At 70.0% G+C, this 23223-nt stretch carries 23 protein-coding genes; 10 read left to right on the top strand and 13 right to left on the bottom strand.

What is annotated here, in order from left to right; all coding sequences use genetic code 11:
- On the bottom strand, nt 1-687 hold the full coding sequence (locus IEZ21_RS33850; RefSeq protein WP_189325635.1) for a response regulator transcription factor: 687 nt from the start codon (nt 685-687) through the stop codon (nt 1-3).
- Nucleotides 688-1191: 504 nt separating this feature from the next.
- Here IEZ21_RS33850 and IEZ21_RS33845 point away from each other — a divergent pair.
- From IEZ21_RS33845 to IEZ21_RS33830, 4 genes are all read left to right on the top strand, one after another.
- Nucleotides 1192-1428, top strand: coding sequence for a hypothetical protein (locus IEZ21_RS33845; RefSeq protein ID WP_189325634.1), 237 nt, complete (start codon nt 1192-1194; stop codon nt 1426-1428).
- 115 nt (nt 1429-1543) lie between these two features.
- Complete coding sequence (locus IEZ21_RS33840; RefSeq protein WP_189325633.1) at nt 1544-2902, top strand: aspartate aminotransferase family protein; 1359 nt, start codon at nt 1544-1546, stop codon at nt 2900-2902.
- Between the two features lie 150 nt (nt 2903-3052).
- Nucleotides 3053-3781 (top strand): GntR family transcriptional regulator, encoded by a 729-nt coding sequence (locus tag IEZ21_RS33835; RefSeq protein WP_189325632.1) that lies wholly within the window; start codon nt 3053-3055, stop codon nt 3779-3781.
- 235 nt (nt 3782-4016) lie between these two features.
- The gene (locus IEZ21_RS33830) at nt 4017-4667 is read left to right on the top strand and encodes a putative DNA-mimic protein (protein ID WP_189325631.1); all 651 of its coding nucleotides are present in this window, start codon (nt 4017-4019) and stop codon (nt 4665-4667) included.
- Between the two features lie 3 nt (nt 4668-4670).
- Here IEZ21_RS33830 and IEZ21_RS33825 read toward each other — a convergent pair whose 3' ends face one another.
- The gene (locus IEZ21_RS33825) at nt 4671-4961 is read right to left on the bottom strand and encodes a DUF3303 family protein (protein ID WP_033322197.1); all 291 of its coding nucleotides are present in this window, start codon (nt 4959-4961) and stop codon (nt 4671-4673) included.
- Between the two features lie 98 nt (nt 4962-5059).
- On the opposite strand from IEZ21_RS33825, the gene IEZ21_RS33820 reads away from it, so the two are divergent.
- The 3 genes from IEZ21_RS33820 (at nt 5060) to IEZ21_RS33810 (ending at nt 6891) form a co-directional block, all read left to right on the top strand.
- Nucleotides 5060-5323: a DUF397 domain-containing protein gene (locus IEZ21_RS33820; RefSeq protein WP_189325630.1), complete on the top strand. Its 264-nt coding sequence runs from the start codon at nt 5060-5062 to the stop codon at nt 5321-5323.
- A 157-nt stretch (nt 5324-5480) separates the two neighbouring features.
- The gene (locus tag IEZ21_RS33815) at nt 5481-6251 is read left to right on the top strand and encodes a TetR/AcrR family transcriptional regulator (protein WP_189325629.1); all 771 of its coding nucleotides are present in this window, start codon (nt 5481-5483) and stop codon (nt 6249-6251) included.
- Nucleotides 6252-6282: 31 nt separating this feature from the next.
- Nucleotides 6283-6891, top strand: coding sequence for a Uma2 family endonuclease (locus IEZ21_RS33810; protein WP_189325628.1), 609 nt, complete (start codon nt 6283-6285; stop codon nt 6889-6891).
- A gap of 58 nt (nt 6892-6949) precedes the next feature.
- Here the strand turns inward: IEZ21_RS33810 and IEZ21_RS33805 are convergent, their stop codons facing one another.
- Nucleotides 6950-8233: an adenylosuccinate synthase gene (locus IEZ21_RS33805; protein ID WP_189325627.1), complete on the bottom strand. Its 1284-nt coding sequence runs from the start codon at nt 8231-8233 to the stop codon at nt 6950-6952.
- 187 nt (nt 8234-8420) lie between these two features.
- On the opposite strand from IEZ21_RS33805, the gene IEZ21_RS33800 reads away from it, so the two are divergent.
- Nucleotides 8421-9284 carry a diacylglycerol kinase family protein gene (locus IEZ21_RS33800; protein WP_189325626.1) on the top strand — a complete coding sequence of 288 codons (864 nt, stop codon included), beginning with the start codon at nt 8421-8423 and terminating at the stop codon, nt 9282-9284.
- Nucleotides 9285-9456: 172 nt separating this feature from the next.
- Here the strand turns inward: IEZ21_RS33800 and eutC are convergent, their stop codons facing one another.
- The 3 genes from eutC to IEZ21_RS33785 form a co-directional block, all read right to left on the bottom strand.
- The gene (gene eutC / locus IEZ21_RS33795) at nt 9457-10305 is read right to left on the bottom strand and encodes an ethanolamine ammonia-lyase subunit EutC (protein WP_189325625.1); all 849 of its coding nucleotides are present in this window, start codon (nt 10303-10305) and stop codon (nt 9457-9459) included.
- Nucleotides 10302-11696 (bottom strand): ethanolamine ammonia-lyase subunit EutB, encoded by a 1395-nt coding sequence (locus tag IEZ21_RS33790; RefSeq protein WP_189325624.1) that lies wholly within the window; start codon nt 11694-11696, stop codon nt 10302-10304. The genes eutC and IEZ21_RS33790 overlap by 4 nt, the downstream gene beginning before the upstream one ends.
- A gap of 226 nt (nt 11697-11922) precedes the next feature.
- Nucleotides 11923-12414, bottom strand: coding sequence for a GbsR/MarR family transcriptional regulator (locus IEZ21_RS33785; RefSeq protein WP_189325623.1), 492 nt, complete (start codon nt 12412-12414; stop codon nt 11923-11925).
- A gap of 125 nt (nt 12415-12539) precedes the next feature.
- Between IEZ21_RS33785 and IEZ21_RS33780 the strand changes: the two genes are divergently transcribed.
- Together IEZ21_RS33780 and IEZ21_RS33775 are read left to right on the top strand one after the other, a co-directional pair.
- Nucleotides 12540-13448 (top strand): ABC transporter ATP-binding protein, encoded by a 909-nt coding sequence (locus IEZ21_RS33780; RefSeq protein ID WP_189325622.1) that lies wholly within the window; start codon nt 12540-12542, stop codon nt 13446-13448.
- A complete protein-coding gene (locus tag IEZ21_RS33775; RefSeq protein WP_189325621.1) occupies nt 13445-15061 on the top strand; it encodes an ABC transporter permease in 1617 nt (538 codons plus the stop codon). Before IEZ21_RS33780 ends, IEZ21_RS33775 begins: the two co-directional genes overlap by 4 nt.
- 339 nt (nt 15062-15400) lie before the next feature.
- Here IEZ21_RS33775 and IEZ21_RS33770 read toward each other — a convergent pair whose 3' ends face one another.
- The 7 genes from IEZ21_RS33770 to IEZ21_RS33740 all read right to left on the bottom strand — a co-directional run bounded on the left by IEZ21_RS33770 (nt 15401) and on the right by IEZ21_RS33740 (nt 23180).
- Complete coding sequence (locus IEZ21_RS33770) at nt 15401-16618, bottom strand: cytochrome P450 (protein ID WP_189325620.1); 1218 nt, start codon at nt 16616-16618, stop codon at nt 15401-15403.
- A gap of 66 nt (nt 16619-16684) precedes the next feature.
- A complete protein-coding gene (locus IEZ21_RS33765; RefSeq protein ID WP_189325619.1) occupies nt 16685-17350 on the bottom strand; it encodes a response regulator in 666 nt (221 codons plus the stop codon).
- Entirely contained in the window at nt 17347-18723 is a 1377-nt protein-coding gene (locus IEZ21_RS33760) for a sensor histidine kinase (RefSeq protein ID WP_189325618.1), read from the bottom strand. The genes IEZ21_RS33765 and IEZ21_RS33760 overlap by 4 nt, the downstream gene beginning before the upstream one ends.
- Nucleotides 18724-18832: 109 nt before the next feature.
- The gene (locus IEZ21_RS33755) at nt 18833-19507 is read right to left on the bottom strand and encodes a response regulator (RefSeq protein WP_189325617.1); all 675 of its coding nucleotides are present in this window, start codon (nt 19505-19507) and stop codon (nt 18833-18835) included.
- The gene (locus IEZ21_RS33750; RefSeq protein ID WP_373302342.1) at nt 19504-20886 is read right to left on the bottom strand and encodes a sensor histidine kinase; all 1383 of its coding nucleotides are present in this window, start codon (nt 20884-20886) and stop codon (nt 19504-19506) included. The genes IEZ21_RS33755 and IEZ21_RS33750 overlap by 4 nt, the downstream gene beginning before the upstream one ends.
- A 10-nt stretch (nt 20887-20896) precedes the next feature.
- A complete protein-coding gene (locus tag IEZ21_RS33745; RefSeq protein ID WP_189325616.1) occupies nt 20897-22216 on the bottom strand; it encodes an acyltransferase family protein in 1320 nt (439 codons plus the stop codon).
- Nucleotides 22209-23180, bottom strand: a complete 972-nt coding sequence (locus IEZ21_RS33740; RefSeq protein ID WP_373302341.1) for an alpha/beta hydrolase — start codon at nt 23178-23180, stop codon at nt 22209-22211. Before IEZ21_RS33740 ends, IEZ21_RS33745 begins: the two co-directional genes overlap by 8 nt.
- Between the last annotated feature and the right edge of the window lie 43 nt (nt 23181-23223).

The raw sequence follows: 23223 nt of genomic DNA, 5'->3' as shown, positions 1-23223 counted from the left end.
CTAGCCGGCCTCCGGCGCCATCAGCTTGACGCCGACCGTTCGTACCGTGTGCAGGTAGCGCGGTGACTGGGCCGTTTCCCCCAGCTTCCTCCTCAGCCAGGACAGGTGGACGTCGACCGTCTTGTCGGCGCCGCCCAGCGGCTGTTGCCAGACCTCGGCGAGGAGTTCGCGGCGGGACACCACCTGGCCCGGGCGGCGGGCCAGGTGGGCGAGAAGGTCGAACTCGCGGGGCGTGAGGTCGAGGGAGTGGCCGTCGAGAGTGACCTCGCGGGACATCGGGTCGACGGTGAGGCCGCCCACCCGTAGCGGTTCCTCCGTCTCGAGCGGGCCCAGGCGGCGCAGCACCGCCTTGATCCGGGCGTCCAGCTGCGCCGCGCCGAACGGCTTCACGATGTAGTCGTCCGCGCCGCTCTCCAGGAGCGCGACCATCTCCGGCTCCTCGTCGCGTGCCGTCGCCACGATCACCGGTACGTCGCTGACGGCCCGCAGCATCCTCAGCACCTGGCCGCCGTCCACGTCCGGCAGCCCCAGATCCAGCACGATCAGGTCGGGCGGGCTGGTCACCGCCGCGTCGAGCCCCGCCATACCGCTGGGCGCCGTCGCGACGGCATGGCCCTTGTCCCGCAGGGCGCGCACCAGGGCGCCGCGCAGCGCCGGATCGTCCTCCACCACGAGCAGATGGGCCATGCGGCCACCGTAGTCAGGGAGTTGGAGTGGGGGTGGCCGCGGGCGGGGGTAGGACCTCTCCTTGTACGCGTTTTAACCGGGCCTTAGGAAAAGGTGCGCGAAGCTCTTCCCGCGAGGTGGTTCCGAGGTGGTTCTTCTGAGGCGGTTCTTCTCATGAGGTGGCGGAGCGCGGTCGTGACCGCGGTATGGGTCGCCGTCGGCACGGGCGCGGGCGGACTCGGCGCATGGCAGCTCGCGAACGCCGACGGGGACGGCGGCGAACACGGGCGGGCACTGGACGACGCGGCCGTGCGGCGCGCGCTCGCGGAAGCGACGCCGGGGCCGAGCACGCCGGGTTCGCCGCGTTCATCTGGTTCGTCGGGTTCGTCAGGTCCATCGGGCTCGTCGAATTCCGGATCCGATTCAGGGACGGCCCCGGCCGGGACAGCCCCGAAATCCCCAGGTTCCGCCACACCATCGGGTTCCCCCAGCGCCGACCCCACCCGCGCATCCCGGAGGGACACGGTGCACTTCGCCGGCGGCAGCGCCACCGCCGAGTGCCGCGCCGACGGGAGCGTGTTCCTCGTCTCCTGGAGCCCTGCCGACGGGTACCAGTTCGACGAGGACGTAGAGCGGGGGCCCGCCCCGGTGGCCCGCCTGGAGGCGGAGCCGACCGCCGACGACGCGGACGACCTCACGTACGAGATCACCTGCGGGGCCGACGGGCCCAGGGCCCAGCGCGTGGCCGACACGGACGACTGACGGCCCAAGCCTCGAGAGTGCACGCGGCGAACCCGACACTCTGTCGCGATCGGCCCCGTAGCGCAGGCAGAACGCCGATATCGCGCCCACCCCCCGGATACCTACGCTCACCCGCATGACCCCTCAGCCCAGCCACCCCCAGGCCGGTGCCGCAGTGAAGGCCGCGGACCGTGCCCACGTCTTCCACTCCTGGTCCGCGCAGGAACTCATCGACCCGCTCGCCATAGCCGGCGCCGAGGGTTCGTACTTCTGGGACTACGACGGCAAGCGGTACCTGGACTTCACCAGCGGGCTTGTCTTCGCGAACGTCGGCTATCAGCACCCGAAGGTCGTCGCCGCGATCCAGGAGCAGGCCGCCACTCTCACCACCTTCGCGCCCGCCTTCGCCGTCGAGGCCCGTTCGGAAGCCGCCCGGCTCATCGCCCGTAAAACCCCCGGTGACCTCGACAAGATCTTCTTCACCAACGGCGGCGCCGAAGCCGTGGAGAACGCCACCCGCATGGCCCGCCTGCACACCGGCCGCCCGAAGGTGCTGTCCGCCTACCGCTCGTACCACGGCGCCACCGCCACCGCGATCAACCTCACCGGCGACCCCCGCCGCTGGCCGGGCGACACCGCGTCCGCCGGAGTCGTCCACTTCTGGGCGCCCTACCTCTACCGCTCCCCCTTCCACGCCGAGACCGAGGCGCAGGAATGCGAGCGCGCCCTGACGCACCTCGCCGACACCATCGCCTTCGAGGGCCCGGCCACCATCGCCGCGATCATCCTCGAGACCATCCCCGGTACGGCCGGGATCATGATCCCCCCGCCCGGCTACCTCGAAGGCGTCCGCGCACTCTGCGACGAGTACGGCATCGTCTTCGTCCTCGACGAGGTCATGGCCGGCTTCGGCCGCACCGGCGAGTGGTTCGCCGCCGACCACTTCGGCGTCGTACCGGACCTGATGACCTTCGCGAAAGGCGTGAACTCCGGTTACGTACCCCTCGGCGGCGTCGCGATCTCCGAAGCCGTCGCGGAGACCTTCGCCCGCAGGCCCTACCCCGGCGGGCTCACCTACTCCGGGCACCCGCTGGCCTGCGCTGCCGCCGTCGCCACGATCAACGTCATGGAGGAGGAGGGCATCGTCGAACAGGCCGCACGCATCGGCGAGAGTGTCCTCGGCCCCGCCCTGCGCGAGCTCGCCGCCCGTCACCCCAGCGTCGGCGAGGTGCGCGGCACCGGCGTCTTCTGGGCCCTGGAACTCGTACGGAACAAGGAGACCCGCGAACCCCTCGTCCCCTACAACGCCTCGGGCGAGGCGAACGCCCCCATGGCCGCCTTCGGTGCCGCCGCCAGGAAGCACGGCCTGTGGCCCTTCATCAACATGAACCGCACCCACGTCGTCCCCCCGTGCACCATCACGGAAGCCGAGGCGAAGGAGGGCCTGGCCGCGCTGGACGAGGCGCTGTCGGTCGCGGACGAACACACCGTGTAGCACGCGGTGAAGGCATACGGCCATGGGGGGGCGCCGTATGTCCCAATGCGCCCCCATCGCACCCGAACCTGAACGCGTATGGTGACGTGCTCGTAGACATGTTCGTAGACATGAACGAGTACTGGCCCGATCGGGGGAGGACCAAGAACCATGCCCGGCACCGGCGGTGGCAATGGCTCCGTGACGCGCAGCACCCTGCGGCAGCAGATCGCGGACGCGCTGCGTGACGAGGTGCTGGCCGGGCGCCTCCAGCCGGGCCAGGAGTTCACGGTGAAGGAGATAGCCGAGCAGTACGGCGTCTCCGCGACCCCCGTCCGCGAGGCCCTGGTCGATCTGTCGGCGCAGGGTCTGCTGGACGCGGACCAGCACCGCGGTTTCCGCGTGCACGAGTACTCGCCGGCCGACTACCGGGGCATGATCGAGGCCCGCGGCCTGGTCACGGACGGCCTCTTCCACCGGTACCTGGACGAGAAGTCCGACATCAGCCGGGCCGCCCGCGCCGCCCTGGACGCACGCGCAGGCGACCCGCGCACCGCCGCCGTTCTCGCCGGAGTGCGCCGCCGCGGCGAGGAGGCCGAGCGTGCCGCCGTCGCCGGTGACCTGAACATACTGATCGGCTACGACCTGCGCTTCTGGCGCGAGCTCAGCAATCTCTTCGGCAACCCCTACCTCTCCGACTTCCTGCACCGCCTGCGCGTCCAGTCCTGGGTGTGCGCGGTCCAGTACCTGCGTACGGTCGATCTGCGCGGCTGTCTCTGGGCCGAGCACACCGCGCTCGTCGACGCCCTCGTGCGCCGCGACGCCGAGGCCGCGCACGCGATCGTCACCGAGTACAACGCGCACTCCCTCGCCCTCATCGAACGGCTCTCGGCGGGATGACCGCGGTCGCTTGCCGGGCGTCAGGGGACGTGGGCCGGCGGGATGCGGGTAACGGGGGGTGGGTAGGGGATCTGCACGACGAGGGCGGCGGGATCCGTACAACGGGCGGGCTGGATCCGTATGTCGGGCGGGCCGGATCCGTACAACGGGCCGGCGGGTTCCGCACGACAGGGGCGGACCGCGCTTGTCACCCATTACGCTTCCTTGACCACCGTGCTACCCGAGGAGTTCTCTGTTGGCCTGTGACCTGTGGCTGGTCCCACTCGTCGACGTGCTGTGCCACACCCCCGACAACCCCTTCGCCGAGGAACTGGCGCTCTACGACAAGGTCCTGAGCGAGGCCGGACTCCCACCCGTGCCGGTGTACCAGTACATGCCGGGGCTCTCCGGCGACGTGGCCCCGGTCGCGGGCTTCGACTACGACGCGCTGCACTTCCTGCGCCGCGCGTACCTGCTGCAGTTGCGCGGTCTCGCGGTGACCCCGGTCGACGACCTGGGCGGCGACTACGAGCAGTTGCTGGAGATCTTCGAGGCGACGGCCCAGCAGTCGCACCTGGTCTGGCACTACGACCACGCGGGCGCGTACGTCCCGGTCGACTTCCCGCACCCGCTCTCGAACGACGAACTCCTCGCGGGCGGCGGCCCCTTGGGCTCCTCCCAGACCCTGCTGCGCGAGCTGGAGTTCGTGGCCCCGACGATCGGCATCGACCCCGCGAACCCGCCCCTGCCTCCGGAACCCCCCATGGCACCCACGTCATTGGAGGAACCGGCCGCCCCCGCCCCCTTCGACGCGAGCCCCTTCGCCCGCGAGCGACATGTGTGGCTGGGCCTGCACGCGGCGGCGACGCGGAGCCTGGCCCAGGGCTCGATGATCATCTTCAGCTGAGGGTCACCCCAGCTGCGACAGTCCCTTCTGCAGGTCGTCGAGGTTCATGACCGGGCTCACTTCGACCTTGGCGCCGAGCTGGAGGAAGAAGGGCTCGGCGAGGGACGGCAGGTCCGAGCTGTCCTGCATGTCGAAGACGAACACGCAGGAGCGCTGCCCTTCATCGGGCATGAAGTAGGCGGCCTCCGGCTTGATGGTGTCCATGGTCGACTTGATCAACTCCGCCAGCTTGCCCTCCCGGATGGCCTCACTCGACTTCTCGGTGTCCAGGGTCGCCTTGAGCATGACGCGCATCGCTCTCACCTCTCGCCAGGTGTTCGAGATGGTCAATTTATGGCCTTTTGCCCAGTATGCGCCGAGGCCGAGGACGGGGCATCAGAAGAAGAACGGACATGAGCAGCACACTGCGGTGGTTCAAGTCGAGCTACAGCAACGACAGTGGCGGCCAGTGCCTCGAAGTCGCCTATGACTGGCGCAAGTCGACGTACAGCGACGGCGGTGGCGGTGGCGGCAACTGCGTCGAGATAGCCACCTGCCCCCACGCCACCACCATCCACATCCGCGACTCCAAGAATCCGGGCGGACCCACCCTCTCCATGACCGCCGGCGCCTGGGCCACTTTTCTCACGCCCCCGGCCGCTCCCCACCACCCCTAGTCCCAGAAGATGTGACACTTTCACCAGAACCGTCACATCTTCTGGCAACAACACCCCCGCACCGGGTGACCTGCGACCGAACCCCGCCCCTCTCCCGCCCGGTTGCGCGACGCTGATCGACATGAGTGGCTTCCTCAATGTCAAGGCGCCGCCCGGGATGAGCACAGTGCACCGGGCGACCCTGGACGCGCTGGCGCAGTACGGACCTCGGCGCGCCGGGATGACGCAGATCGCGCGCCTCGCCGGCACCAACCGGCCTTATCTCTACCGGAACTGGGCGAGCCGTGAGGCGCTGGTCCGAGAGGCCACACGGCTGGAGCTGAAGCACCTGCTGTACCTGGCCCGCGAGACGGTGGATCCCTTGCCTCCACGGTGTCTCGCGGTGCGCTTCGTGGTACGTGCGGCGCGTCTGGTACGGGAACACCCGGTCGTGAGGACCATGGCCCGTACCGATCCGGACCTGGTGCATGCCTCGATCCTCCGACCGGCCACCGACTGGCACTCGCTGGCATGGGCGTGGCTGTGCGACTACGTGACCGGGCATCTCGCCGCAGGTGCGGAGCGGGACAGCACCACCTTGGCCGTCCTCACCACCGCGATCCCCTACGCCCTCACCCCGCCCGCGGACTCCTCGACTCCCGAGGACCGCGCCGCGATCGACGCCCGATTGAGCACGGCCGTACATCTCTGCCTCGGCGCCTCACTCCCGTGCACCGACTGCGGCCCAACCGACAGTGCTTCGCGGGCAACCGTGACGGGCGGGGCGGCTTGTTCTCGAGTGAAGCCTGGGATGCCGCCTTTCAACAGTCGGGCGCGGACTGCCACGACGAGGTGTTCGACCTTCTTGGGACCCCACCCCGCATCGGGTTGCTCCGACTGTTCCCACAAGGCCGAGCGGAGCCCGTACACACTTGGATACGCTGAGTAGTGAATGGCCTGCTTCGCACGAAAGGCGCATCATGACGGTGATGCTGGAACGACCGACGATAAGCGGCACCGAGCCCCCCAGCTTCGAGGGCATGCTGGACGCCCTCGACGAGCTGCACGTGCCCGACGGCTACAAGGCCGAGATCATCAAGGGGAACATCGTCTTGTCGCCGTGGTCGAAGGCGTACTACGCAGACGTCATGGATCTGGTCTGCGATCAATTGCGCCCTCATCTGCCTGAGGAACACCGCATCAGCTGGGGACCCTTGCTTTACGTATTTCCGGGTGCCGAGCGTGCCTACGGCCCCGACATCCATGCCGTCCACCAGCGCGCTCGCCGGACCACCAGCAACCGCCTGGACGGAGACGCTCTGTCCTTCGTCGCCGAGCTGACCTCCCCCTCCACCCGGGACGACGACCTGACCGACAAGGTCGAGACCTACGGGAAGGCAGGCGTCCCCGTCTACCTGATCCTCGACATGCAGGAGGAGCAGGCCACCGTCCTCTGGACTCCGTCCGCCAAGGGATACGAATCCCACCTCACCGTGCCGTTCGGCAAGAAGCTCCACATCCCCGAGCCGTTCGACTGCACGCTCGACACCGCCGGGTTCCAAGCCCCGCAGGAGCCCGGGGACGGCTGACAGCGAGGACAACGCGGAGAGGGGCGCCCGGACCGGGCGCCCCTCTTTTCGGTCCGTATCAGAGGAACGAGTTGATCTCGATCGTCTCGTCGCGGCCCGGGCCCACGCCGATCGCCGAGATCGGCGCCCCCGACATCTCCTCCAGCGCCTTGACGTAGTCCTGGGCGTTCTTGGGGAGGTCGGCGAAGGTCTTGGCCTTGCTGATGTCCTCGGACCAGCCGGGGAGCATCTCGTAGACCGGCTTCGCGTGGTGGAAGTCGGTCTGGGAGTACGGGAGTTCCTCCACTCGCCTGCCGTCGATCTCGTACGCCACACAGACCGGGATCTGCTCCCAGCCGGTCAGGACGTCGAGCTTGGTGAGGAAGAAGTCGGTGAGGCCGTTGACGCGGGTCGCGTAGCGGGCGATGACCGCGTCGAACCAGCCGCAGCGGCGGTCGCGGCCCGTCGTGACGCCGCGCTCGTGGCCGATGCGACGCAGGGCCTCGCCGTCCTCGTCGAAGAGTTCGGTCGGGAAGGGGCCGGCGCCGACCCGGGTCGTGTAGGCCTTCAGGATGCCGATGACCCGGCTGATCTTCGTCGGGCCCACGCCCGCGCCCGTGCAGGCGCCGCCCGCGGTCGGGTTCGACGAGGTGACGAAGGGGTACGTGCCGTGGTCGATGTCCAGGAGCGTGCCCTGGCCGCCCTCGAAGAGGACGACCTTGTTGTCTTCGAGAGCCTGGTTGAGGACCAGGACGGTGTCGGCGACGTACGGCTCGATCTGCGCGGCGTAGCCCAGCAGTTCCTCGACGACCTGGTTCACGGCGATCGCGCGGCGGTTGTAGAGCTTGGTCAGGATCTGGTTCTTGGCGTCGAGGGCCGCCTCGACCTTCTGGGTCAGGATCGACTCGTCGTACAGGTCCTGGACCCGGATGCCGACCCGGTTGATCTTGTCCGCGTACGTCGGTCCGATGCCGCGGCCGGTCGTGCCGATCTTCCGCTTCCCGAGGAAGCGTTCCGTCACCTTGTCGACGGTGACGTTGTACGGCGTGATGATGTGAGCGTTTCCGCTGAGCAGCAGCTTGGACGTGTCGACGCCGCGCTCGTTCAGACCGCTCAGCTCGGAGAGCAGGACCGACGGGTCGACGACGACACCGTTACCAATGACCGGCGTGCATTCAGGCGAGAGGATTCCGGAAGGGAGGAGGTGCAGGGCGTACTTCTGATCGCCCACTACCACCGTGTGGCCGGCGTTGTTGCCGCCCTGGTAGCGCACCACGTAGTCCACGGATCCACCGAGCAGGTCGGTGGCCTTTCCCTTGCCTTCGTCACCCCACTGAGCACCGAGCAGCACAAGTGCGGGCACAGGCGTACACCCCTTCCGGGTGGGGCATGTCCAAGGTCAGGGGCGTACGCTGCACGGCTTGTGCCGCGTACACCGGCGACCTTCGTTGGCCGCGACCCGTCGGACCGGATGCCCCGGAATAGACGAAGCCCCTGGCGCAATAGCGCAAGGGGCTCTTGCACAAAGATGCTACCCGAGGAAGCGAGGCATGACCGAGGTGGCGGCTTCCGACCAGCTCCTGGTGGTCATCGACCCGGTCGCCCGTCGCCATGACGGTGAGTCGGTACGGATCGCGAAAGACGTGCTCAGCGCGGGTGCGACCGTCAAACTGTGCCTCCCCGACGGGCCCGAGGAATTCGCCCGGGCACTGATCCGACGCGGGTCCCGGCGACCGGTCGTCGTGGGGGACGACCGGGCGTTCCTGCGGGCGGTGTCCCTTTTGCACCGGCAGCGGGAACTGGCCGGATGTGCGCTGTCGGTGGTGCCGGTGGGGGGTGCGCTGTCGCTCGTACGGTCGCTGGGGGTGCCCACCGGTACCGTCGCCGCCGCGCGGGCCGTGCTCGACGGGGTCGAGCGGAGGCTGGATCTGCTCGCCGACGACAGCGACGGGGTGGTGCTGGGGGATCTGCGGATTCCGCCGCTCGCTGTGCCGCCGGGGACGGGGCATCCGGACGCCGCCGACCAGGACGCCGCCGAGGAGTCGTCCTCGCATCCCTGGCTGCGGACGTGCCAGTCGCTCGTACGGACGCTGGCGGCGCGGCCCTCCCGGGTGGTCTCCACGCCCGGGCCCGGCCCCTCCCGGCTCCGGGTCGAGGTCGACGGCGTCACCCTCGTCGACCTCGACCAGCCGGTGGAGGCGGTGTCGGTCACGCCCGGCGGTTCCGGTGCGCGGGTCGAGGTCCGGCCTGCGTCGGTGGGGGCGGAGGCCGCGCCGCTGGAGGCTGTCGCCCGGATCATCACCGTGTCGGGGGCGCATTTCCGCTACCGCGCGGACGCGGTGGTCAGCGGGCCGGTGCGGACTCGGACCTGGACGGTCCGGGAGGGGGCTTGGGGGCTTACGTTGCCGGGGTGAGGGGTGGGGTTTTCTCGCCCCCGCCGCCCTTACCCGTCCCATACCAAGGGGCTCCGCCCCTGGACCCCGCTGGGGGCTCTGCCCCCAGACCCCCGTATCGGCCTGAACGGCCTCGTCCTCAAACGCCGGACGGGCTGATTGGTGCCGGCCCTAGCGGCGAAGGGAGCCCCAGCTATGTCGGCAACACGTCCGACTCGTCTTTCAGTCCCACCCCGGTGAGCCGCAGTTCGCGGGCCCGGTGCATCAGAGATGCCAGCTTGGCGGCAGCCGTCTCATAGGTCAGGCCCAGGGGCGGGCGGATGTTGGACAGGCAGTTGCGGTCCGCGTCCGTCGTCGTGCCCGGGGCCGGGGCGTACGTGAGGTACGCGCCCAGGGAGTCCGCCGCGGACATGCCCGGGCGTTCGCCGACCAGGACCACGGTCATCGTCGCGCCCATGGCGTGGGCGATGTCGTCGCCGAGGGCGACCCGGGCCTGTTCGGCCAGGACGACCGGCGCGATCCGCCAGGCCTCCAGCCGTGTCATCGTCTCGCGCACCATCGGCGCCGCATGCTCGTGGACGGCCCGGCTGGACAGGCCGTCGGCGACGACGAAGACCACGTCCCACTCCCCCACGGGAAGGTGGACCCGATCCGTGTCCTCCAGCCGCCGCCCCAGATCCGGCCGCTGAAGATACGTGAGCCGGTCCGCAGCCGCGCTCCGCACCCGCATGGTCGCCAGCCCCGTCCCCGCAAGCCCCGCCGCGACCACGTCCGGCTCGAACGGCGAGTGCACCGCGTCCCGCGCGGCGGCATGCGCGGCCTGGAGTTCCAGCCGGTGCCGGGTCGGCAGCCCGGACCCCGCCCGGCCCAGCCCGATCCGCGCCTGGGTGTGCCGGCGAAGGGGGGCCCACAGCGCGGCATCGGGGGGCCCAGAGGGCTCGATGGACTTGGAGGGCTCGATGGACTCGGGGGCCACCAAGGCACGTACCGCCGTTGCCAGTTGATGATCCGCCGTATCCGCCGTATTCGCCGTATCCGTCATGCCGCCAGCTCCCTTCCGATCGCCGTCAGCGGATGCCCCGTACCCGTGACATCCCGTATCCCGCCCCGCTCGTCCAACAGCCCGATCCTGTCCAGCCACGCCTCGAACTCCGGGGCGGGACGCAGGCCCAGCACCTGCCGGAGGTACAACGCGTCGTGGTACGAGGCCGATTGGTAGTTGAGCATGATGTCGTCACCGCCCGGCGTGCAGATCACGAACGAAGCGCCCGCCACGCCGAGCATCGTCAGCATCGTGGCGATGTCGTCGTCGTCCGCGTCGGCGTGGTTCGTGTAGCAGATGTCCAGGCCCATCGGCAGGCCCAGCAACTTGCCGCAGAAGTGGTCCTCCAGGGCAGCCCGGAGGATCTGGCGGCCGTCGTAGAGGTACTCCGGGCCGATGAAACCCACCACCGTGTTGACCAGGAGAGGGTCGTAGCGGCGGGCGACCGCGTACGCGCGGGCCTCCACCGTCTGCTGGTCCACCCCGTGGTGCGCGTCGGCGGACAGTGCGCTGCCCTGGCCGGTCTCGAAGTACAGGGCGTTCGAGCCCACCGTGCCCCGGCCCAGTGAGGCCGCGGCCTCATGCGCCTCGTCCAGCAGGCTCAGCGTGACGCCGAAGGAGGCGTTCGCGGCCTGCGTACCCGCGATGGACTGGAAGACGAGGTCCACGGGAGCGCCACGCGACATCAGGTCGATGCTCGTCGTGACGTGGCTGAGGACGCAGGACTGGGTCGGGATCGCGTACCGCTGGATCACGCCGTCCAGCAGTTCCAGCAGGTCCCGTACGGCCTTGGGGCTGTCGGTCGCCGGGTTGATGCCGATGACCGCGTCGCCCGAGCCGAGCAGCAGACCGTCCAGCAGAGCGGCCGCCACTCCCGCCGGGTCGTCCGTGGGGTGGTTGGGCTGGAGGCGGGTGGCGAGGCGGCCGGGCAGGCCGATCGTGGAGCGGAAGGCGGTGACGACGTGCGCCTTGCGGGCGACGGCGACGAGGTCGGCGTTGCCCATCAGCTTGGAGACGGCGGCCACCATCTCGGGCGTCAGGCCGGGCGCCAGCGCGGTCAGCGCCGCCGCGTCCGCCGCCTCCGACAGCAGCCACTCGCGGAACTCCCCGACCGTGAGCGACGACACCGGCGCGAAGGCCGCCGCGTCGTGCGTGTCGACGATGAGGCGCGTCACGTCGTCGCTCTCGTACGGGATCACCGGCTCGGCGAGGAACCGTGCGAGCGGCACCTCCGCGAGCGCCCACCGCGCCGCGACCCGTGCCTGCGCCGACTCGGCGGCGAGCCCGGCGAGCCGGTCGCCGGAGCGCTCGGGGCTCGCGGCGGCAAGCAGCCTGGGCAGGTCGCCGAACTGATGGCTCCGGCCGCCGAGGGTCGCGGTGTAGGTGCTCATGGCGGCGACCGTACGAGGGGGTGGCCGACGAGGTCCATGGAAAGGAGGCGTGCGGAAGGAGAGTTAACGCAGACGTTCGTTCTAAAGGTCTATTTGACAAGCATTTAACGCCCAGACCTGTGAGCCGACTCAATCATCCAGCAGGATTCCGGCGTCGCAATGGTCACCCTGGCGATCTTTGCGATCTTTTCAGTCGGCCAACATGGGCGTCGCAGACCAGGGAGCGCTAACCGAACAGCCTGGCCCGCTCCACACGCCAGCGGTCCATCAGGGACTGCAGCTCTCCCTCCAAGAACTCGAAGAAGGCCAGGGTCTCGGCGAGCCGGCGGCCGGCGGGGGTCTCGGGGCCGAGACCGTCGACGCCCTCCCGCAGGGCGTACTCCCAGCGCTTGAGCACCGCGTCCCGGTTGGTCAGCGCCTCGTACCACTGATTGCTGTGCACCCGGTACCGCTCGCGCCGGGAGCCGGGGTCACGCTCGCGGGAGACCATGTGCTGCTGCGCGAGGTAGCGCACCGCTCCGGAGACGGCGGCCGGGCTGATCCGCAGTTGCTCGCCGAGTTCGACGGAGGTCATCGCCCCGGAGTCGGAGGCGAGCAGCGCCGCGAACACCCGGGCCGCCATGCGCTGCATCCCGGCCTCGACCAACTGCGCGGCGAAGCTCTCGACGAACTTCGAGACCGCTTCCGGGTCCCGTCCCGCCGCACTCGGTTCGCTCATCTCTCGATCCTCTCCCCTGCTCAGCGCTACTCCGTGCTGCTCAGCGCGCCGTTGCCGATTCTAGCCGCATGTTTTAATGCTTCCTTAACTTCACAAATTTGTGAAACTAGCGTAGGTTAAAAATCATGACGAAGGCAATCACTGTCTCCGGACTGCACAAGTCGTTCGGCAAGACTCATGCGCTGGACGGCCTCGATCTGAACGTCGAGACCGGCGAAGTCCACGGCTTCCTCGGCCCCAACGGCGCCGGGAAGTCCACCACCATCCGCGTCCTGCTGGGCCTGCTGCGCGCCGACGCCGGCGCCGCGCAGGTACTCGGCCGGGACCCCTGGTCCGACGCGGTGGAGCTGCACCGCCAGATCGCGTACGTCCCCGGCGACGTGACCCTCTGGCGCAACCTCTCCGGAGGCGAGGTCATCGACCTGTACGGGCGGCTGCGCGGAGGACTCGACAAGGCGCGGCGGGCCGACCTGATCGAGCGGTTCGAGCTCGACCCGACGAAGAAGGGGCGCACGTACTCCAAGGGCAACCGGCAGAAGGTCGCCCTCGTCGCCGCCTTCGCATCGGACGTCGACCTGCTGATCCTGGACGAACCGACCTCCGGCCTCGACCCGCTGATGGAGGAGGTCTTCCAGCGGTGCGTGGAGGAGGAGCGGGACCGGGGTCGCACCATCCTGCTGTCCTCGCACATCCTCAGCGAGGTCGAGGAACTCTGCGACCGCGTGAGCATCATCCGCAAGGGCGTCACCGTGGAGAGCGGATCACTCGCGGACCTGCGCCATCTGACCCGTACGAGCGTCACCGCCGAACTGGCCGGTGAGCCCAACGGGTTGGGGAGGCTCCCCGGCGTCCACGACCTGGACATCCAGGGCAGGCGAGTGAGGCTCCAGGTCGAGAGCGACAAGCTGGACGCGGTGCTGCGGTCGCTGACCGAGTCGGGCGTACGGTCGCTGACCTCGACGCCGCCGACGCTGGAGGAGCTGTTCATGCGGCACTACCAGGACGAGGTCGCCGCGGAGGCGATGTCGCGATGACCGCCGTGGCCACCAACACCAAGTTCGCCGTACGGACCGGGGGATCGCGTCAACTCGCTGGAACCGGCGCCCTGTTGAGGCTCGCACTGCGCCGCGACCGGGTGATGATCCCCCTGTGGGTCGGCGTCATCGCCCTGATGGTGCTCTCCATGCCGGGCTCGCTGGAGAGCGTGTACTCCACGGCCGCCGAACGCGCCGACGTGGTCCGGCAGCTGGCGACGAACAGCTCGCTGCGCGCCACGTACGGGCCGGTGTTCAGCGACTCGATCGGCGGGCTCGTCGCCTGGCGCATCGGGGTGTTCGCGGGGGTGCTGGCCGGGGTCATGAGCCTGTTCATCGTCGTACGGCACACCCGGGACGAGGAGGAGAGCGGCCGTCAGGAGATGGTCTCGGCCGGGATGGTGGGGCGGCGCGCCCCGCTGACGGCGGCGCTGCTCGCGGCGTTCGTCGCGAACGCGGCGCTGGCGCTGCTCATCACCGGAGGCCTCGCGGGGCAAGGTTCGTCGGGCGCACTGGCACTCGGGCTCGGCACGGCCGGCGTCGGCATGGTCTTCGCGACGATGGCGGCGATCGTCGCCCAGCTCACGGAGAGCGCGCGGCTCGCGAAGGGGCTGACGGGCGGGCTGCTGGGCGCGGCGTTCGTACTGCGGGCGGCGGGCGACTCGGCCTCGGAGGACGGTTCGCACGTGCTGACCTGGCTCTCGCCTATCGGCTGGCTGGAGAACCTGCGGTCGTTCGCCGACGAACGCTGGTGGGTGCTGCTGCTGTTCGTGGCCGCCGTCGCGGTCCAGGGCGTGGCCGCGTACGAGCTGACCGGCCGCCGCGATGTCGGCATGAGCTTCCTGCCGACCCGGCCCGGGCCCGCCGTCGGCCGGCTCGGTACGGCCGGTGCGCTGGCCTGGCGGCTGCAGCGGGGCAGCGTGCTCGGCTGGAGCCTCGGGTTCTTCGCCGCGGGGGCCGCCTTCGGCGGGATCACGAAGGGGGCGACGGATCTGGTCGGCGACAACGAACGGACCCGGGACATCATCGAGCGGATGGGCGGTCAGTCCGGAATCACGGACGCGTTCCTCGCCACGATGGCCGGCATGCTCGGGATGGTCGCCGCGCTGTACATCGTGCAGTCCGTGCTCCGGCTGCACGGCGAGGAGACCTCGCAGCGCGCCGAGCCGGTCCTCGCGAACGCGGTGGGCCGTCTGCGCTGGGCCTCCGGTCACCTGCTCATCGCCTTCGGCGGGTCCGTACTGATCATGCTCCTCGGCGGCCTCGGTCTGGCGGCCGGCTACGGCCAGGACCTCGGCCCCATCCTCGGCGCCTGCCTCGTCCAGTTGCCCGCGATCTGGACGATCGGCGGCCTCGCGGTGCTCCTGCACGGGGTGTCTCCGCAGGCGGCGCTCGGAGCGTGGGGGGTGGCCGGCGCCGCCCTGCTCCTGGGCTGGATCGGCCCGGCTCTGGAACTGCCCGAGCCGGTCATGGACCTCTCGCCCTTCGGCCACCTGCCGAAACTGCCGGGCGGCGACATGACGTGGACACCGGTACTGATCCTGACAGCCATCGCTGCCGCCCTGGTCACGGCGGGCCTCGCGGCCCTACGGCGACGGGACATGAGTACTTGAATCCTCCCCCAGCTGGTGCAGGGGGATTCCTGGCTCACACCGCCCGCGGGTCAGCGACCCGACAGGTCTTCCACGATCAACACCAGCCGGGTTGAAACCAGCCCGGGTTCGTACCGCAAAGCTTGGAGGTGCATGTGCTGTCTTGGCTCTCGACCAGCACGGCGTACGCGCTTGATTCTCGCAACGCACGGCAGTCAGCTTACCCGACCGCGTGGGCGGTCTATCGCAGCCGCCCTTCCCGCGCTTGCCTGTGCGCTGCTGATACGTGTGTTGCGCAGGCGCCGCCGGGCCACGGCCGCCACCACAACCACGGCCACGGCCACGGCCACGGCCACGGAGTCAGAACTCCACGAGTAGCTCCTTCAGGCCTCGGATGACGAAGTTCGGCTTGCGCTCCGGCTCGGCGGCCAGGCTGAGTGTCGGTGCCCGGTCGAGCAACGCGCCCAGGGACGCGGCCAGTTCGATACGGGCCAGGGGTGCGCCGATGCAGTAGTGGATCCCCGCGCTGAACGAGATGTGCGGGTTCTCCTGCCGGGCGAGGTCGAGTTCCTCGGGGCGGGTGAAGACCGCCGGGTCGTGGTTGGCGGAGCCGAAGAGCATCGCCACCTCGCTGCCCCTCGGGATCACCGTGCCGTCGATCTCGATCTCGTCCAGCACCCAGCGCTCGAAGAGCTGGAGCGGGGTGTCGTAGCGCATCAGTTCTTCCACAGCTGTGGACAACAGTGCGCGGTCGGCGCGGAGAGCGGCCAGCTGGTCGGGGTTGCGGAACAGCGCCCACCAGCCGTTGACCGTGGCGTTCACCGTCGCCTCGTGCCCCGCGTTGAGGAGCAGGACGCAGGTGGAGATCATCTCCTGCTCGGTCAGCCGATCGCCCTCCTCGTACGCCGCGATCAGACCCGAGATCAGATCGTCCCCCGGCTCCTTGCGTCGAACAGCGATCAACTCCCGCAGGTACTCGGTGAATTCGACCGACGCCCGCACCGCCTTCGCCGCCGTCTCCTGCGACGGGTTCAGCTCGTACATCCCGCAGATGTCCGCCGACCAGGGCCGCAGCGGCGTACGGTCGGCCTCCGGAATGCCCAGCATTTCAGCGATCACGGCGACCGGCAGCGGCTCGGCGACCGTCGTCAGCAGATCGCCCCCGCCGTCCGCGACGAGGCCCGCGACCAGCTCGTTCGCCAGCTTGTGGACGTACGGGCGCAGCCCCTCGACCGTACGCGGCGTGAACGCCTTCGACACCAGGCGCCGGATCCGGGTGTGGTCCGGCGGCTCCAGGTCGAGCATGCCGTGGTCGTTGAGCACATGAAACGGCTCGTGCTCGACCGGCGGCGCCGTCCGCCCGAAGTCCTCGTGCGTGAACCGGTGCTGATACGTCCGCCCCAGCCGCCGGTCCCTCAGCAACGCCGACACGTCCGCGTGACGCGGCACCAGCCACTGGTTGGTGGGCTCGTAGTAGTGCACCCGGCCCCGGGCACGCAGCTCGGCATACGCGGGGTAGGGATCGGCGACGAAGCCGGGGTCCCAGGGGTCGAAAGCGGTGTCGGAAAGGGCTGTCATGTCCGGACGCTAACCTGCCGCGCCACGACCCCGCCAGAGCCTGCCCTTGCAGAGCAGTACGCCCCCTCACCCCGGCGTGACCAGCCTCGCCTCGTACGCGAACACCGCCGCCTGGGTCCGGTCCCGCAGGCCCAGCTTCACCAGGATCCGGCTCACATGGGTCTTGATCGTCGACTCGGCGACCACGAGCCGCTCGGCTATCTCACCGTTGGACAGCCCCTGCGCGATGAGCACCAGCACCTCCGTCTCCCGCTCGGTCAGATCTCCGTACGCCGCCCGCGCGGTGGCCGACAGCCGCGGCGCCTCCGACAGTTTCGAGAACTCCGTGATCAACCGCCTGGTGACGGACGGCGCGAGCAGGGCCTCGCCGGCCGCCACCACCCTTACACCGTCCGCGAGTTGGCGGGCCGAGGCGTCCTTCAGGAGGAAGCCCGACGCCCCGGCGCGGAGCGCCTGGTACACGTACTCGTCGAGATCGAACGTGGTCAGCACCAGCACCTTGGCCCCGCCGTCCGCGGCGACTATCTCCCGGGTCGCCTCGATGCCGTTGAGCTCGGGCATACGGATGTCCATCAGGACCACGTCGGGAGCGAGCTCCCGCACCCGGTCCACCGCGTCCCGCCCGTTGACCGCCTCGCCGACCACCTCGATGTCCGGCATCGCGCCGAGCAGCACCGAGAACCCTTCGCGGACCATCATCTGGTCGTCGGCGATCAGCACCCGGATGCTCATACGGAGTCTCCCGAGTCCCTCGAGGTCTCCGTGTCGGAGACGGGCACCGGCAGGAAGACCGTCACCTCGTACCCCCCGTCGTCCGTCGCGGCCGCCATCATCTCGCCGTTCAGCATCGTCACCCGCTCCCGCATCCCCGTGATCCCGTGCCCGGCACCGGGCGAGGGCTTCACCGGCTCGGTCGCCGGACCGTTGACGATCCGCAGCCCGAGGCCGCCCAGCACATAGCCGATCTCCACTCGGGCCGAGGCACCAGGCGCATGCCGCAGCGCGTTGCTGAGCGCCTCCTGGACTATTCGGTACGCGGACAGCTCTATGCCCTGCGGGAGTTCACGGACGGCTCCGGTGATCACCTTCTCGACGGTCAGGCCGGCGTTGCGCACATTGGTCAGCAGCCCGTTCAGGTCGGCGAGCGTCGGCTGCGGGGCGTCGGGGGCCTCGTAATCCTCAGCGCGAACGACACCGAGGACGCGGCGCAGTTCGGAGAGCGCGATCACCGCGTTCTCCCGTATGACCGCGAACGCGTGCTCCAGCTCGGGCGGCGGGTTCTCCACCCGGTAGGGCGCGGCCTCCGCCTGGATCGCGACCACCGACATGTGGTGGGCAACCACATCGTGCAGCTCGCGCGCGATGGTGGTGCGCTCCTCGAGCAGGGTCCGCTTGGAGCGCTCGTGCTCGGTCACCGTCTGCTGAGCGATCACCTGCCGCTCTGCCGTACGGCGTATGTGGACGACGGCGACGGCCAGGAGGGCCAATGCGGAGATGAACAGCATCGGGCCGGCATTGGAATTGGAGGAGTAGTAGTCCGAGCCGAAGGCTGCCTCCCCGAGGATTCCGTAGCAAGCCGTCAGGACCCACATCCACGCGGCTGTGCGGGGACGCGTCCGGAACGCCACGACCGTGAGCACCACCAGGTGGGCGGCGAAAGCGCCGGGTGACCACGGCCAGTCGGACCCGCCGCCGTCGTTGAACACCGCGGCGACCGGAGCCGCCACGATCGACGCCCAGAAGGCGGCGACGGGCCGGACCAGCGTCAGCAGGACCGGGACCAGCACGATCAGGCCAGCGATCATCGCAGTGACGTCGCCGAGGTTGCCGACGCTCGAGTCGGCGGCTATGGCCGCCGCCAGCAGGCCGCCCGCCAGCACCACGGTGTGCGGGGTCCACCCCGCGTACCACCGCAGGCGCCCGGGCAGCCGCCGGGTGATCGGGCCGTCCACGCTCATGCGCGGCAGCGGGCGGTAGGCGAACGCGTCGTGGAACAGCTCCTGCCGCAGCCCGCGCAGGGCGTCCACGGCCAGCCGGTACTCAGGACTGCGCGACTTGGCTCCGCCCCGCGGGGGTGTCGTCTGCGTCTGGGTCGTCTCGGTCACGTTCAAAACAGTAAGTGGCGGGCGGCTCGCGGTCGTCACCAGTGAGAAGGGTCCTCCGGGATCCCTCTCAGGTACTACGGGTAGCCCAGGGATCGGCGGAATCAGCGGTTCAGTACCCGGCAGGCCGTACCAGACCCGACTCGTACGCGAACACCGCCGCCTGCGTCCGGTCCCGCAGTCCCAACTTCACCAGGATCCGGCCCACATGGGTCTTCACCGTCTGCTCGGCGACCACCAGCCGCTCGGCGATCTCGGCGTTCGACAGACCCTGCGCGATCAGGGCAAGAACCTCCGTCTCGCGCTCCGTCAGCTCACCGACGCGCTCCTTGAGCGGGGCACGGGGAGCCCCGTCGAGCTGGGAAAACCGGGCGATCAGGCGCCTCGTGATCCCGGGCGCGAGCAGTGCGTCCCCCGCGGCGACCACCCTGATCGCCTCCGCCAGCTTGTCGGCGGACGCGTCCTTCAGCAGAAACCCGGAGGCACCCGCGCGCAGCGCGTCATACACGTACTCGTCGAGATCGAACGTGGTCAGCACCAGCACCCTGATCTGCGGTGTCTCACAGGTGATGCGGCGGGTGGCCTCGATGCCGCCGAGTTCGGGCATGCGGATGTCCATCAGGACGACGTCCGGAAGGAGTTCGGCGACCTGGGCGACCGCGTCCAGGCCGTCGACGGCCTGGCCGACCACATCGATGTCGGGCTGGATGTTGAGCAGCACCGAAAAGCCCTGCCGGACCATCTGCTGGTCGTCCGCGATGAGTACGCGGATGGTGCCGCTCGTCATGGTCGTTCTCCTGGGGAGTCTGTGGAGTTGTCGGAGTCTGCCGAGTTGTCGGAGACAGTGTCGTCGAGGGAGGCCGTTCCATCGGCGGTTCCGGCGCGGGGCAGGAACGCCGCCACCGTGAAGCCGCCGCAGGACGTCTCCATCGCCATGAGGGTGCCACCGAGCATCGCCGCGCGCTCCCGCATACCCAGCAGACCGTGTCCCGCGCCCGGCGACGGCGGGGCGGGGCGCCTTGGCGCGGAGTTGATGACCCGGATCTGCAGGCCGCGCGGGAAGTGCGTGAGCTCCACGCGCACCTCGGAACCGGGCGCGTGTCGCAACGCGTTGCTCAGCGCCTCCTGGATGATCCGGTACGCGGACAGCTCCACGCCCGGCGGCAGCGGAAGCACCTCGCCGCTGATCTCGGTGTTCACCTTCAGACCGGCGGCACGGGTGTTCTCGACGAGCACGTCGAGCCGGTCGAGGGTGGGCTGCGGGGCGTCGGGCGCGGCTCCGGTACCGGGAGCGCCCAGACCGTACGGGTCCTCGGGGTTCTCCGAGCGCAGCACGCCCAGCACGCGGCGCAGCTCGGTGAGCGCCTCGAGCGCGTTCTGCCGGATGCCGTCGAGGTTCTCCCTGAGCTCGTCGGAAGGGTTCTCGACCAGGTGGGGGGCGACCTGGGCCTGGATGGAGATGACCGACATGTGGTGGGCGACCACGTCGTGCAGCTCGCGGGCTATACGGTTGCGCTCCTCCAGGACCGTGCGGCGGGCGCGCTCCTCGGCGGTGATACCGGCCTGCTCGACGAGTTGGGTGCGGGCTTCGCGGCGGCCGCGGAGGGCGGTGCCGAGGAGGACGACGCCGGCGAACAGGGCCACAGCCAGCGTGCCCGTCGACGAATAGTTCGCGGCGCCGATGAGGCCCTGCACCACCCACGTGACCAGCGCGGTCAAGGCCAGGGCCGCGGCGGCCACGCGCACGGGCACCCGCAACGCCAGCAGGAACAGCACCACTGCGTGTGCGACCAGACTGGGCGGGCCCCACGGCCAGGGGCTGTTGAACGCGACGTGATCGGCGAGCAGTTGGGTGCGGGCCCCCATGGCCACCACGACCATGGTCACCATCGACAGCCACCACGCCGGGACCGGCCACCGCAGCGCCATCGCCACCGCGGCACCCTGGGCCAGCGCGCACACCAGGGCGTACTCCGTACCCAGGTTGTAGCCGTCACCGAACTGATCCCCGTTGGCGATGGTGGTACCGATCGCGACCAGGACCACCAGCCCATGCGGCAGCCAGCGCAACCACACCGAGGGCGGCAACGGATCCGCCTTCCCGGTCCACAGGTCCTCGCGCAGCACCCGCAGTCCCCGAACCAGCCGCTTCTCCACCGCACTCATCCACATCACCCTAGGCACGCCCAACCCCCTTCGCCCCCGCCCTGCCACGGTGTACGTGGACCACACGCGACAGGCGCCCACCTCGCCGACGGCGCCCCTGCTCGTAGGAGCGAAAGGCCGCCCAGCACACCATGAGGGCGAGGGCGAAGACCGGAAGCCAGGCGAAGCGGGCCAGGACCCAGTCCAGGCTGTCGGGGGTGGTGTGCAGTCCCGGGAGACGGCCGGCGAACAGACCTGTCGCGGTGACCGACATCAGCGCCGTCTGGTGCCACAGGAATATCGTCATCGCGGAGAGGTTGACGAACGCCACCGCCGCCCACGCCACGGGCCGCCGCATCGCCCGGCGCAACGGCTCCCGGAGCAGCAACGCCAGACCGCACTGAGCCAGGCCGAAGGTGACGGCGGCCAGGGTCGGCGGGTTGAGGTTGGAGACCGCGGAGCCGGGGACGCCGACCATCGACGCCGGGTATCCGGCCCACGCAACGAGCGCCGCGGTCGTCGCCGCACCGCCGATCAGCAGCACCCACCCGGAACGCCGTGTCAGCTCACCCCGCATCCAGGCCGCGCCCAGCGTGTACGGCACCAGCCAGCCCGCCGCCACGTTGATCCAGCCCAGCCAGGCCGGACCGCCGAAACCGAACCGTATGAGGTCCACATGGAGAACGACGGCCAGCGGCCACAGCGGGTTGATCCGGGCAACGAGTGGGGTCAGCGCCGTCAGTCCCGCGAAGACCAGCAGGAACCACAGGGGCGACAGGACGAGCTTCAGCAACGCATGCACCGTCGGCACACCCGTCCCCGTCACGAGCAGACAGACCGCGGCCACCGTCCACAGGCCCAGCACGGCAGCCACCGGCCCGAAGAGGCGCGACAGCCGCGTACGCAGCCACTTCCCGTACGTCGTGCCACGGGCTCGCGCCGACTCGTAACTCCTGGTCGCCACATGCCCGCCCACCAGGAAGAACACCGCGAGCGTCTGGAAGACCCAGGAGACCGGGGCCAGCCATGGCATATACGCCAGCGGACTCGACGTACGCAGTGCGCCGCCGTCCGCGACCAGCGCCGTGACCAGCCAGTGGCCGAGCACTATGCCGAGTATCGCGAAGGCGCGCAGGGCGTCGAGGGAGCGGTCGCGGTGGGGCGGGGTAGCAGCGTCGATCTGGTGGGTGGCTTGGCGGAGGCGGTGGAGGGCTTCACGAACTAGGCCTTCCCGGAGGAACGGGCGTGGGGTGGTGCCCGGCGAATGACCGGGGCGGGCGGCGTTCCGCGTGGAACCCTTCGGGGGGCCCTCCCCCTCCCCCACCCTCCCCCTCAACTTCAGCTCACGCATGGGTCACCTCCGAAGTCTCGCCAAGGACGATCCGGGCGAGGTTGTCCAGAGACACCGAGCCCGGCTTGAGGTAGTCGCTGTGGCCGCCGTCGCCCGCCGCGAAGACGCGCGCGCCGAAGTCCGTCGACACGGGGTCGGTGCCGAAACCGACCGTGGTGCCGAAGAGGTCGGCCTTGGCGTGCGGGACGTCCGCGATCCAGTCGTCGGCGCCTCGGCCCGCCCAGACGCGGGCGTCCGTGTGCAGCCCGGCGACGGAGTCGGCGCCGGTTCCGGGGCTGCCGAAGAGCGCGATGTCGGAGATGCCGAGATCGCCCTCGCCGCTTGCAGCGCGCGAGGCAACGGCGGACCGTACAGAACCTGCGGCCTGGAACGCACTCTCGGCCGCCTCCGCACACACGACGGTTCCGTACGAGTGGCACAGGAGGGAGACCCGGGCATGCGGATTCAGGGCCTCCAATTCACGTATGAATCCCCGCAGTTCAGGTGCCGCATCCTTCGCCCGCCCCGTGGTGAGGACCTCGGGGCTTATGGTTCCGGGCGTCTCATAGCCGAGCCAGGCGACGACCGCGCCACGTATGCCGAGCCGTTTGTGGAGGGCGTCGGCGCCCGCGCGGAAGCGCTCGTACGTGTCCAGGTTCGTGTCGGAGCCGGGCACGAGTACGGCTACACGCTCGGCCTTCGCCAGGTCGCCGAAGATCTCGACCGCGCGGCCGGAGCCACGGGCGTCGAAGGAGAGGAAGTGCCGACCTGGGGCCGCCATGGAGCGAACCGCGGACGCGCGACCGTGGTCACCGTGGTCGGCGGCCATCCGAGCCGCCTCGGCGGCGTTCGCGCGGTTCGCGGCATACGCCTCGTCCAGCATCGCCGGGCTCACCGCCGTGAGGCGGGCCGGGGCGGGGGCCGGGATCTCCGGGTGTGCCGCAGCGGCGGAAACGGGAACCACGACGGCGGCTGTGACCAGCACGGCAAGCAGCCCGCGCGACAGTCGGCCGAGACGCCCCGGCCGA

It is taken from the genome of Streptomyces flaveus, from assembly GCF_014647675.1.
Taxonomy (GTDB): Bacteria; Actinomycetota; Actinomycetes; order Streptomycetales; family Streptomycetaceae; genus Streptomyces; species Streptomyces flaveus.
This window is presented reverse-complemented; position numbering and strand designations above follow the sequence as displayed.